A 12,355-nucleotide genomic window follows, 5' to 3' on the forward strand; every position below is an offset into this window, starting at 1 on the left:
TGGAGGTGGAGGGGCCGTTGGATGTGGTGGTGCTGGAGGCGGCTGTCAATGATGTGGTGGCCCGGCATGAGCCTCTGCGCACTCTGATCCAGGAGTGGGACGGTGTTCCCCAGCAGGTCATCCACGAACCGACACCGGATCTCGTCCGGGTCGGGCGGCGGGACGTGGCACCCGAGTACGCGGAGTCCGTGCTGGACGGGTCGGTGACCCATCCCTTCGACCTGAGCCGTGAACTCCCCCTGCGTGTCGAGGCCTTCAGGCACGGCCCCGAGCGGTGGACCGTGCTGCTGCTGGTGCATCACATCGCCGGGGACGGCTGGTCGCTTCGGCCCTTGCTGCGCGACCTGACCGAGGCCTACGCGGCACGGCTGGACGACCGGGCGCCGGAATGGGCCAGTCTGCCGGTGACGTACACCGACTACGCCCTCTGGCAGCGGGAGCTGCTCGGCGACGAGGACGAGCCCGGCACTCTCGCCGGCGAACAACTCGCGTTCTGGCAAAGGACCTTGACAGGCATCCCGGAACAGCTCGCATTACCGGCCGACCGCGCAAGGCCGGCCGAGCCCAGCTACCGGGGCGACATGCGGCACTTCTTCATCGAACCGGAGCTCCACCAAGGCCTCCTGGATGTCGCGCGGGAGTCGGGGGCGACGTTGTTCATGGTGGTGCAGGCCGGTCTGGCCGCGCTGCTGTCCCGGCTGGGTGCGGGCGATGACATTCCGCTCGGTACCGCGGTGGCGGGGCGGACCGATGACAGCCTGGAGGAGCTGGTCGGGTTCTTCGTGAACACGCTGGTGTTGCGGACCGACACCTCGGGTGATCCGACCTTCCGTGAGCTGCTCGCCCGTGTCCGGTCAGGGGACCTGGAGGCGTACGCCCATCAGGACCTGCCCTTCGAGCAGCTGGTGGATGCGGTCGGCGCCGAGCGGTCCATGGCGTACAACCCGCTGTTCCAAGTGATGCTGGCGCTGGACAACAACGCCGACACCGCCGTGGCGCTGCCGGGGCTTCGGGTACGCCCCAAACCGGTCGCCACACGGGCCGCACGCTTCGACCTCACGGTCGGGCTGAGCGAGCGGGTCGTGGGCGACCAGGGGGGAGAGGGCGTCCAGGGCAGTGTCGAGTACAGCACCGATCTGTTCGACGCGGCGACCGTCGACGCGTTCGCGGCCCGGCTGCTGCGCCTGCTGGGTCAGGCGGTGGCTCGGCCCGACGTACCCTTCGGCGACCTGGAGATCCTCGCCGAGGAGGAGTACGCGGCGCTGGCGACGGCCGGCCGTCCGGCGGCCGCCCCCGGCGCCACGGGGCCCGCGCTCTTCGAGGAGCGGGTCCGGGAGGCGCCGCACGCGGTCGCGGTGACAGCGGGGCGCGAACAGCGCACGTACCGGGAGCTGAACGAGTCCGCGAACCGGCTGGCGCGGGTGCTGATCGAGCGCGGGGCCGGTCCTGACGCCGTGGTGGCGGTCCGGATCCCGCGTGGGCCCCGGCTCGCCGAGGCGATGCTCGCCGTCCTGAAGTCGGGTGCGGCCTATCTGCCGCTCGATCCGGCCTATCCCCCCGACCGCATCGCGTACATGCTCGACGACGCCCGGCCGGTGCTGCTCGTGGGGCCGGCCACCGAAGCCCCGGTGCCGGTCCTCGACCTCGACACCGAGGACACGCGTGCGGCCCTGGATTCGGCGTCCCCGTACGACCTGGACGACTCCGAGCGCCGTGCACCCCTGCGCCCCGCCCATATCGCCTACGTCACCTACACCTCCGGCTCGACGGGACGGCCCAAAGGGGTCGAGGTACCGCATCGGGGTGTCGCCAACCTGGTCGCCGCCTCGGCGGGGGAGCTGGGCGGGGTCGGGCCGGGCAGCCGGGTGCTGCAGTTCGCCTCACCGAGCTTCGACGGGGCGTTCTGGGAGATCGGCGGCACCCTGCTGGCCGGCGGATGTGTGGTCATGCACCCCACGGGCGCCTGGAACGCGGCCGAGGACCTCGTCCCGCTGGTGACTTCGCAGAAGGTGACGCATCTGGCCATCCCGCCGTCCGTGCTGGCGATCCTGCCGGACGACGCGCTGCTCCCGGAGACCACGCTGTTCGTCGTCGGCGAGGCCTGCCCGCCCGCACTGGTGGAGCACTGGGCGCCCCGCTGCCGGATGCTCAACTCCTACGGCCCCACCGAGACCACCGTCTCCGCGACCGTCACCGAACCCCTCACCGGGGGCGGCATCCCGCCCATCGGAACCCCCATCCGCGGGGTGCGTGCCCATCTGCTGGACGGGCGGCTGCGGCCGGTACCGCCCGGCGTGGTGGCCGAGGTGTATCTCGGCGGCGCCGGCGTGGCCCGCGGCTACCGCAACCGGCCCACCACCACCGCGGAACGCTTCGTGGCCGACCCCTGGGGTGAGCGGGGCAGCCGGATGTACCGCACGGGCGACCTCGCGAGGCGCCTCCCGGACGGACAGCTGGAGTTCGTCGGCCGGGTGGACGAGCAGGTCAAGATCCGCGGCTATCGCATCGAACTCAACGAGATCGGGACCGTGCTGGCCGCGCACCCCGACGTCGCCCAGGCCGCGGTCGCCGTGCACTCCGGCGCGCGCACGAGCCGCCTCGTCGGTTACGTCGTACCCGCCCGGGACGGGGAACGCCCGGACAGCGCCGGGCTGCGGGCCTTCATCGCGCGGACGCTGCCCGATTACATGGTCCCGGCCGCCTTCGTCACACTGGACCGGCTGCCGCTGTCACCCAACGGCAAGCTGGACCGGGCCGCCCTGCCCGCTCCGGAGCCGGCCGGCGCCGTCGACGGGCGGGCGCCCCGAGGCCCGGTGGAGGAGACGCTGTGCGCCATCGTGCGCGAGGCGCTCGGGATGCCGGACGCCGGTGTGGCGGCCGACTTCTTCGACCTCGGTGGCGACAGCATCACCGCCATCCAGGTCAGCAGCCGCGCCCGGGCCGCCGGACTCTCGCTGTCGCCGCGGGATGTCTTCAGGCACCGTACCGTCGCCGCCCTGGCCCTGGTCGCCACCGAGACCGGCGCGGCCGTACAGGCGGACGACGGCACCGGAGAGGTGACACCGACGCCGGTGATGCGATGGCTGCACGGGCTCGGCGGACCCACCGACGGGTTCCACCAGTCGATGCTGCTGCGGACGCCGGCGGGTGTACCGCAGGACACGGTGGAGGCCGTGCTGCAGACCCTGCTCGATCACCACGACATGCTGCGGCTGCGCCGGGACGACGGTGGGCGGCTTGTCGTCCCGCCCGCGGGCAGCGTCCGGGCCGCCCAGCTGCTTCGCCGTGTGGACCTCTCCGGCCGCGGCGAGCAGGAGCGCGCCCGTGCGGTCGCCGCTGAGTCCGCACGCACGGTCGGTGAGCTCGCCCCCGCCGAAGGCCGCACGGTGGCCGCCGTCCGGTTCGACCACGGGCCCGGGGAGGCGGGCCGACTGTTCCTTGCCGTGCACCACCTCGCGGTCGACGGCGTCTCGTGGCGGATCCTGCTGGAGGACCTGGCCGAGGCGGGCCGGGCCCTCACCGAGGGCCGCGATCCGCGCCCGCAGCCGGTCATCACCTCCTTCAGGCGCTGGTCGGAGCTGCTGATGGCCGAGTCCGACAGCCCTCACCGCACCGCCGAACTGCCCCACTGGCTGGCCACGGTGGCCGAACCCGCGCCGCTCGCCCCCGGCCTCGACCCGGTCCCCGGCCGCGACGTCACCCGTACGATCCGGCGCCGCGTCGACAGCCTCGACGCGGGCACCGGCCGGGCGCTGCTCACCACCGTCGCGACGGCGTTCCACTGCGGCCCGGACGAACTGCTCCTCACCGCACTGGCACTGGCCGTGGCCCGATGGCGCCGCGACCGTGGCGCACCGGCCGGCGGGCTGCTCGTCGAGCTGGAGGGGCATGGCAGGGCGGACCTGCAGGGCACGGACACCTCACGCACGGTCGGCTGGTTCACCAGCGCGCACCCGGTCCGGCTCGACCTGGCGCACATCGATCTGGACGAGGCCCTGCGTGGCGGCCCCGCTCTCGGTGACGCCGTGAAGTGGATCAAGGAGCAGGTGCGGTCCGCCCCCGGCGACCGTATCGGTCACGGTCTGCTGCGCCACCTCAATCCGCGCACCGCGCCCCGGTTCGCCGGCCTGGCCGAGCCGCGCGTCGGCTTCAACTACCTGGGCAGGCTGCCCTCCGGCGGCCCGGCCGCCGACTGGACGGTGGACCCCGCCCCGGGCGCCTTCGGCGGAGGAGCCGACCCGGACCTGCCCGTGGTGCACACCCTCGCCCTGAACGTTGTCGCCGAGGACCGCCCCGAGGGGCCGGTCCTGCGCGCCGGGTGGACCTGGCCGGGCGCGCTGCTCGACGAGGAGGACGTGACGACGCTCGCCGGCACCTGGCTGGCGGCACTCGGCGCGCTCGCCCGGCACGACACGGCCGACGCCGGGCGCACACCGTCCGACGTTCCTCTGGTCGGCCTCAGCCAGGACCAGCTCGACCGAATCGAAGCAGCTTGGAGGTCCCCGCGGTGAACGACCGGTCCGGACTGAGCGACATCCTGCCGCTCTCCCCGCTCCAGGAAGGCCTGTTCTTCCACAGTCACTACAACCCGGACGGGACGGACGTCTACGTCACCCAGCTCGTCCTCGATCTCACCGGACCGCTCGACGCCGCCGCGCTGCGGCGGTCCGCCGAGGCACTGCTGGTGCGCCACCCCCATCTGGGTGCGGCGTTCTGGACCGAGGGCCTCGACAGGCCGGTCCAGGTCGTGCCGCGTGCGGTCGAACTTCCCTGGCAGCTGGTCGACCTGAGTGGTCTGGCGGAGCCGGAGCGGACGGCACGCACCGACGGCTTCCTCGCCGACGACCGCGCCCGACGCTTCGACCTCGCGACCCCACCGCTGCTGCGCACCGCCCTGCTCCGGCTGGGGCCGGAACATCACCATTTCGTACTGACGGCCCATCACATTCTGTTGGACGGCTGGTCCACGCCTGTGTTGGTGCGCGAACTCTTCGCGCTCCACGACTCCGGCGGTACGCCGCCCGACCTACCGCCCGTCCCGCCCTACCGCGACTATCTGGCCTGGGTGGCCCGGCAGGACGGAGTGGCCGCCCGCGAGGCCTGGCGCACCGAACTCGCCGGGGTCGACGAGCCCACCCTGCTCGCCCCGCCCGGCGTCGCGTCCGCGCCGCAGGTCCCGAAACGCCGTACAGCCGACCTCGACGAGCACCTCACCCGGAAGCTCACCGACCTCGCCCGTGCGCGGGGGCTGACCCTGAGCAACCTGGTGCAGGCTGCCTGGGCGGTGCTGCTGGGCCGGCTCACCGGCCGTGACGACATCGTCTTCGGCACCGTGGTCTCCGGACGGCCACCCGAACTGCCCGGCGTCGACAGCATGGTGGGGCTGTTCATCAACACGGTGCCCACCCGGGTCCATACGCCTGCCGCCGGCCCCCTCACCTCGGTGGCGGTCCAGGTCCGGGACCGCCATCTGGCGACGAGCGCGCACCACCATCTGCCGCTCGCCGACATCCAGAAGGCCGCCGGGGTCGCCGAGCTCTTCGACACCATCGTCGTCTTCGAGAACTACCCCACAGGATCCGCCGCCCTCACCGCACGGCAGCTGACCGTCACCGGTATCGCGGGCCACGACGCCACCCACTACCCGCTCATGCTGGCCGTCGTCCCCGGTGCCCAGCTGCATCTGAGGCTCGACCATCGCCCCGACGTGATCGACGACGAGCGGGCAGAAGAGATCATGGCCGGGCTGCGCGCGGTTCTCACCGCCTTCTCCGTCGACCCGGAACAAGCCACGGGCCGCGTCGAACCGCTGCCGACCACGCGCCTGAGGCAGGTGCTCGCCGACTGGAACGACACCGTCCGCGCGGTGCCGGACACCACCCTCGCCGGCCTCCTCGACGACTCCTTCCGCCGCCGCCCGGACGACGTGGCTCTCGTCCTCGGCGACGAGGAGCTGACGTACGCCGAACTCGACGTTCGGGCGACGCGGTTGGCCCGGTACCTGATCGAGCGGGGCGCGGGCCCCGAGCGGATCGTGGCGCTCGCCGCCGACCGCTCCGTCCCGCTCGTCGTCGCCCTGCTCGCCATCGTCCGCACCGGCGCCGCCTACCTGCCCGTGGATCCGGACTACCCGGCCGAGCGGATCACCGGCATGCTCGACGACGCCAGGCCCGCCCTGCTGCTCACGGACGGCGCCGCCGTCGGCCGACTGCCCGCCGGCGACTGGACCGTGCTCGACGGACCCGGCCTCCAGGACCGCCTCTCCGAGTACTCCGCCGCGCCGGTGAACGTAGCGGTCACCGGACAGACCGCCGTGAACGTCGTCTACACCTCCGGCTCCACCGGCCGCCCCAAGGGCGTGATCGGCACGCAGCGCGGCCTGGTCAACCGCCTGGCCTGGTTCGCCGAGTTGTACTCGTTCGACGCGAACGACCCGGTGTGCGCGAAGAGTTCGATCAGTTTCATCGACGGAACCGTGGAGATCCTGCAGACCCTCGTGCACGGCGGCCGTGTCGTCCTCGCCGACGCCGTCACCGCCAAGGACCCGGCCGCGCTCGCCGACCTGGTCGGCAAGAGCGGCACCCGTGTGCTGACCGCCGTGCCGAGCCTGCTCCAGGCACTGCTGCACGAGGAGGAGGCCGGTGCGGGGCGGCTGACCTCGCTGCGGCTGGTGCTCAGCAGCGGCGAGCCCATGCCGCCCGGGCTGCCCGCCCGCCTTGCCCGCAGCTGCCCCGACGCCCGCCTGATCAACTTCTGCGGCTGCACCGAGGTCAGCAGCGAGAGTCTGTACGCCCGTTGCACCGTGCATGACCAGTCCATCGGCCGCCCGCTGTGGAACACCCGCGCCCTCGTCCTCGACTCAGCCCTGCGCCCGGTGTCCCCGGGCACACCCGGCGAGCTCTACTACGGCGGTGCCGGAGTGGGGCGCGGCTACCTGGGCCGGGCGGCGGCCACCGCCGAACGCTTCGTCGCCGACCCCTTCGGCCAACCCGGCGCGCGGATGTACCGCACCGGCGACCTGGTGATGTGGCGGCCCGACGGGAGCCTCGCTTTCCTGGGGCGCGCCGATGACCAGCTGAAGGTGCGCGGGGTGCGCGTCGAGCCCGGAGAGGTCGAGGCCGTACTCGCCGCCCACCCGGGAGTCACCGAGGCCGCGGTTGCCGCCCGGGACCTGCCCGGCGCCGCACGAGCCCTCGTCGGCTACGTCGTTGCGGGACGCGGCGGCGCCCCCCTCGACCCGGTCGCGTTGCGCCGCCACGCCGCCGCCCGGCTGCCCGCGGCCATGGTGCCGGGAGCCCTGGTCGTCGTGGACGCCCTGCCGCGCACCCCGAACGGAAAGGTCAACAGGCGCGCTCTGCCCGCGCCCGACCCGGCGGCGGCGCGGACGGCGCCCCCCTCCGGCCCCGACGAGCAGGTGCTGTGTGAACTGTTCGCGGAAGTGCTCGAACTGCCCCGGGTGGGCTCGCAGGACGACTTCTTCGCGCTCGGCGGACACTCCCTGCTGGCCACCAGACTCGCCGCCCGGGTCCGCTCCGTGCTCGGTGCGGAGCTCGGCCTGCGCACCCTGTTCGAGGCGCCCACCCCGGCCGGGCTCGCCACTCGGCTCGGCGGCGGCGAGGGGCGCGACGCATGGTCCGTACTACTGCCACTGCGCTCCACCGGCACCAGGCCCCCGCTGTTCTGCCTGCACCCCGCCGGCGGATTCAGCTGGTGCTACACGGGCCTGCTCCGCCATCTACCGCCCGACCGGCCGGTCTACGGCATCCAGGCGCGCGGCCTGAGCGAACCCGAGCACATCCACGACGGCGTCGAGCGGATGGCCGACGACTACTGCGCCCGCATCCTTGACGTCCGGCCCACCGGCCCGTACCACCTGCTCGGCTGGTCCTTCGGCGGGCAGCTCGCCCAGGCCGTCGCGGCCCGGCTGCGGGGGGCCGGCCACCAGGTCGGGCTGTTGGCCATGCTCGACTCCTATCCGCCCGAGGCGCTGCCGGCCGATGAGCCGGCGGACCGTGGCGAGGTGCTGCGCCACCTGTTCGCCGAGTACTTCGGCGTCGAGCCGCCCGACCGCGCCGAAGGACCGCTCGACCCGGCCCGTGCCGCCCGGATGCTCCGCGCCGCAGGCCTCGCCGATTTCACCGACGACCACCTGGCGGCCATCGCCGACGTGCTGTCCGCCGGCGCCCGTGCCGCCCGCGCCCATGAGCCCACCCCCTACGACGGCGACCTGCTGCACTTCCGGGCCACCCTGGGCCGGCCTGAGGGTCTGCCCGAAGCGGGGGCCTGGCGGCCGCACGTCACCGGATGGATCGAGAGCCATGACATCGCCACCACCCACGGCCGGATGACCCGGCCCGACGAACTCTCACAGCTCGGCCCGATCGTGCGGGCCAGGCTGGACGCCGCCGGGTGACGCCCCCCGGCTCGCGGCGCCCCTGGCCTCAGACCCGTGTTCCCTCTTCACCCAAGGAGCAGCACCATGAGTAATCCCTTCGAGGACAACGACGCCCGCTTCCTGGTACTGCGCAACGACGAAGGCCAGTACTCCCTGTGGCCCGCGTTCGCCGCGGTCCCCGACGGCTGGACGACGGTGCACGGGGAGGCGGACCGGCAGGAGTGCCTCGACCACATCGAGGAGCACTGGACCGACATGCGGCCCGCGAGCCTGCTCCGCGCCGGCGAAGGCTGATCGGGCCCCGCCATGACCCTTCTGGAACAGCCCGGTACCGGGCCGGACACCGGCGGCGGCCCCGACCTGGCCGACCCGTCGTTGTACCGGGACGGCGACCCGGAAACCCTGTGGGCGCGGCTGCGAGAGCGGTCGCCCGTGTACCGCAACGAGCGTACGGACAAGGAGCCGTTCTGGGCGGTACTCGGACACCGCGAGGCTCTCGAAGTGCTGCGCAGGCCGGAGATCTTCGTCTCCGGGCGGGGCATGCGGCTGGACGACTCGCCGGGGGCCACCGAGGCCGCGTCGCAGCGCATGCTCATCGTCACCGATCCGCCTCGGCACGCCCGGCTGCGGCACGTCATGAACGCGGCCTTCACCCCGCGCATGGTCGACCGGTTGCGCCACACCGTTCGGGCGACCGCGAGGGAGGTCATCGCGGAGGCGCTGGAGCGCGGCGACTGCGACTTCGTGGACGTCGCGGCCCGGCTGCCGGTGACGGTGATCTGCGATCTGCTCGGAGTGCCGCCCGCCGACCGGTCCTTCATGCTGGACCGCACCATGACGGCGTTCGGCCATGCGGGGTCCGGATCCGCCGACCGTGCCGCGGCGGCCCGAGCCCACACGGACATCCTGCTGTACTACGCCGAACTCGCCGAACGGCGGCGCCGTGAACCCGCGGATGACGTCGTCACCGCGCTGGTCCAGGGAACGGTCGACGGGCGGCCGCTGACCGACGAGGAGATCTACCTCAACTGTGACGGACTTGTCTCCGGCGGGAACGAGACGACCCGGCACGCCACGGTCGGCGGACTGCTCGCCCTGATGCGGCACCCCGAGGAGTGGGAGGTCGCCCGCCGTGCCGGCCATCCGATGGAGACGACGGCGCAGGAGATCCTCCGGTTCACCAGCCCGGCCATGCACGTCCTGCGCACCGCAGCCCGGGACACGGAACTGGCGGGGCATCCGGTGCGGGCGGGGGACCGGGTCGCGGTGTGGCTGCCCGCCGCAAACCGCGATCCCACGGTCTTTCCCCGCCCCGACCACTTCGACGCGCTGCGGGCCTCCAACCGGCATGTGGCGCTCGCCCCGGGCGAGCACTACTGCCTGGGTGCCTCCCTGGCCCTCTCCGAACTCACGCTGTTCTTCGAGGAGCTGGTGTCCCGCGTGGAGCTGCCCGAGCCGGCGGGCGCGCCGGTCAGGGCAGCTTCCAGTCTTGTCCGGGGCTTCGAGTCCCTGCCGGTGCGGCTACGACCGCGGACCCGCTGAGGAGGAGTGCCCCGGCCGGCCGGACACCCCGAGGGCCGCCGTCCGGCCGCGCCCGGGCGGTGGCTCCTCAGGGACGGAAGAGGCTCCGGTCGTCAGTCCGAGCTCGGCGGCGCGCAGACCGGCCTGGAACCGGGACGAGGCGCCGAGACGCTGCATGACCTCCGAGACATGGCGCCTGAACGTGCGTACGGACATGCCCAGTTCGCGGGCGGTCACCTCGTCGGTGCGGCCGGTGCCCATGAGGTGCAGGACCTGCAGCAGCACCTCGTCCTCCTCGTCGCCGTCCGGGGAGGCGAACCGCATGGCGATGGACCAGTCGGTGGCCCTGCTGAACACCGCGTCGAACAGCACGCTCAGGGAGTTGACCGTGTGTGGTTCCCTGACCAGCACCGAGTGTGCGGGGTCCCGGTGGACGGCGGGCAGGATCGCCACGGTGCGGTTCAGCACGGCGAAGCCGGGCAGCGGATGCATGGACACCCGCACCTGTGCACTGCTGTGCAGCACGCGCTCCATGCAGCCGATGCGGCAGGTCTCGCCGGGAGCCGCGGTCAGCACACGCAAGGGAGCTCCCCGCTCCAGCAGCCACTCCTGCATCGGCCATGCGCCGCCGTAGCTGCACGAGTAGAGGGAGTTGACGTCGACGTAGGAGAGCTCCGGGGGTGTACGCCGGGGCTGGGACTGCCAGTGGCTCATCGCGGCGCGGAACGCGTCCTCGGTGCGCAGTGACTCGACCGGGCCCGGAAAGGCTCCCTCGCCGCTGTCATGGGCCCTCAGCGCGGACTGGATGAGCGTCTGTGCCTGGGCCAGAGCGGCTCTGACGTGGTCGTCGGTAGTGTTGGGGACGGTCTCGTGTATGTACGGCTTTTCTTGCGAAAGGCCGCTCACCGGCGTACTCAAAATTCCCCCGTATCGCTTTTTGTTTCTTTATCGTGCTTGTTCTCTCCAGCTGTCGCTCGGTCTATTTATTGCAATGTGATGATACGATAAATCGGTTCCTCGTGGTTGCTTTTGAGCCACTCTGTGGGAGTCTCGTCATCTTCACAGGTAGCCGCTGACCCGGGAAGATGCTCTGTTCATACGGAATGCGATAATCCATATCCGGTGTGCACCGGCGTTTCAGGTAGGCCAAAACACGCCACAACCCTCACAGGGGAGGCGCCCGCCGGCCACGGTGATCGTCGTGGCAGCCCACCGAGTCCCGTCACCGAGCGTCAACACCCGTTCGGCGGACACGCCGGTGTGCCGAACGGTCCCTCCGTTGCGCCACACTGGCGGCCGAATGCCGCAATTCGGCGCGGCGGAGGAGGTTGGCCATGGCTATTTCGATCTCAGTGGTGCTGCTTCTGCTGATTCTCGCAGTGATCTTCCTGCGTAACGGCGGACTCAAGATCTCGCACGCGATCGTCTGTGCCCTGCTGGGATTCCTCCTCGCGAGTACGCGTATGGCTCCCACCATCCACGAAGGGATCACCGCCACCGCGAACGTGGTCAGCGGCCTGAGGCCCTGACCACACGCACCGTCCGGGTGCGGGAGAATGTCGGTCTGATCGCGGCACAGCACCGCGCGGGACCCGACCGGGGCGATACCTTCGTCGGAAGGCCCCTGCGCGCGCTTCGTCGACATGGCTCGGACCTGACCGGTCCTCGCCGCGCACCTGGAGAACGCATTGTCTTTCCCGCCCCCCGGACGGCACTCGGGCGCCGCCCACCACGAGTACTGCAACAACGCCCTGTGCTGCCGCTGCCAGCAGCGGCAGTGGACGACGAAGCTCGGCGACGAACGACTCTGCGGCCCCTGCGCCGCATGCTGCCGCGACTGCGGCCGGGCGCCCGCACCCCATCTGGACGGGCTCGACGACGGGCTCTGTGCCGAGTGCCGTGGCCGGTGCGGCCGGTGCCAGCGGGCGCTGCCCGCCGAGGGCCCCTGCCCCTGCCGTAAGTGGCGTGAGCGCGCGGCCGGCGATCCGGTCAGCTACATCCTCCAGGCCCTCCCGCAACCGCTCGTCCAGGCACTCGCTCACCGTCACCCCCGTACGGTGCACGACCTGATCCACCAGGAGCTGGGCCGGCGCACCCCCGACCAGCTTCTGGAGCGGCTCGAACGCCGGTGGAACGTCCGCTGGTCCCACGCCCTGCACGAGAAGGACGAGGACGGCCGCCGCCGCTGGGCACCGCAGGAGATCGCCGAGGCGCTCGTCGGCCCCGGCCCCTGCGCGAATCCCCAGTGCGAGGACGGCTACCTGATCACCACCGACACACCGTGCACCCAGTGCCTGCGGCCCACCCACCGTTTCGTCACATCGGTGGCCGACCGGACGGCCACCACGGAACACGCCCGGGCCACCGCCGCGCAGATCAGGCGCGGGCTGCTGGAGGGCCGCTCCACCAAACCCGGCAAGCGGCGTCCGACAGGCTGAC

At 72.3% G+C, this 12,355-nt stretch carries 7 protein-coding genes; 6 read left to right on the forward strand and 1 reads right to left on the reverse strand.

All coding sequences use genetic code 11. From position 1 onward, the window contains the following. The first annotated feature begins 17 nt into the window (after positions 1 to 17). The 4 genes from AB0C75_RS32380 to AB0C75_RS32395 all read left to right on the forward strand — a co-directional run bounded on the left by AB0C75_RS32380 (position 18) and on the right by AB0C75_RS32395 (position 9,937). Positions 18 to 4,511, forward strand: coding sequence for an amino acid adenylation domain-containing protein (locus tag AB0C75_RS32380; protein WP_362895522.1), 4,494 nt, complete (start codon positions 18 to 20; stop codon positions 4,509 to 4,511). After that, complete coding sequence (locus tag AB0C75_RS32385; RefSeq protein WP_362895524.1) at positions 4,508 to 8,413, forward strand: amino acid adenylation domain-containing protein; 3,906 nt, start codon at positions 4,508 to 4,510, stop codon at positions 8,411 to 8,413. The genes AB0C75_RS32380 and AB0C75_RS32385 overlap by 4 nt, the downstream gene beginning before the upstream one ends. 66 nt (positions 8,414 to 8,479) lie before the next feature. Beyond that, the gene (locus AB0C75_RS32390) at positions 8,480 to 8,689 is read left to right on the forward strand and encodes an MbtH family protein (protein ID WP_362895526.1); all 210 of its coding nucleotides are present in this window, start codon (positions 8,480 to 8,482) and stop codon (positions 8,687 to 8,689) included. 12 nt (positions 8,690 to 8,701) lie between these two features. Further along, positions 8,702 to 9,937 (forward strand): cytochrome P450, encoded by a 1,236-nt coding sequence (locus tag AB0C75_RS32395; RefSeq protein ID WP_362895527.1) that lies wholly within the window; start codon positions 8,702 to 8,704, stop codon positions 9,935 to 9,937. On the opposite strand, the gene AB0C75_RS32400 is transcribed toward AB0C75_RS32395, so the two are convergent. Further along, positions 9,917 to 10,822: a LuxR C-terminal-related transcriptional regulator gene (locus tag AB0C75_RS32400; RefSeq protein WP_362895529.1), complete on the reverse strand. Its 906-nt coding sequence runs from the start codon at positions 10,820 to 10,822 to the stop codon at positions 9,917 to 9,919. The two genes, AB0C75_RS32395 and AB0C75_RS32400, sit on opposite strands and share 21 nt — an antisense overlap. A 428-nt stretch (positions 10,823 to 11,250) precedes the next feature. On the opposite strand from AB0C75_RS32400, the gene AB0C75_RS32405 reads away from it, so the two are divergent. Together AB0C75_RS32405 and AB0C75_RS32410 are read left to right on the forward strand one after the other, a co-directional pair. Beyond that, positions 11,251 to 11,445 (forward strand): hypothetical protein, encoded by a 195-nt coding sequence (locus AB0C75_RS32405; RefSeq protein ID WP_362895531.1) that lies wholly within the window; start codon positions 11,251 to 11,253, stop codon positions 11,443 to 11,445. Positions 11,446 to 11,604: 159 nt separating this feature from the next. Then, positions 11,605 to 12,354, forward strand: a complete 750-nt coding sequence (locus tag AB0C75_RS32410) for a hypothetical protein (RefSeq protein ID WP_362895533.1) — start codon at positions 11,605 to 11,607, stop codon at positions 12,352 to 12,354. Position 12,355 lies beyond the last annotated feature (1 nt).

The sequence above is a fragment of the Streptomyces sp. NPDC048565 genome (genome assembly GCF_040650935.1).
In the GTDB taxonomy this organism is placed as follows: Bacteria; Actinomycetota; Actinomycetes; order Streptomycetales; family Streptomycetaceae; genus Streptomyces.

Coding starts and splice junctions, on each gene's coding strand:
- AB0C75_RS32405 (WP_362895531.1), top strand. CDS start 11,251: ATGGCTATTTCGATCTCAGTGGTGCTGCTTCTGCTGATTCTCGCAGTG.
- AB0C75_RS32390 (WP_362895526.1), top strand. CDS start 8,480: ATGAGTAATCCCTTCGAGGACAACGACGCCCGCTTCCTGGTACTGCGC.
- AB0C75_RS32395 (WP_362895527.1), top strand. CDS start 8,702: ATGACCCTTCTGGAACAGCCCGGTACCGGGCCGGACACCGGCGGCGGC.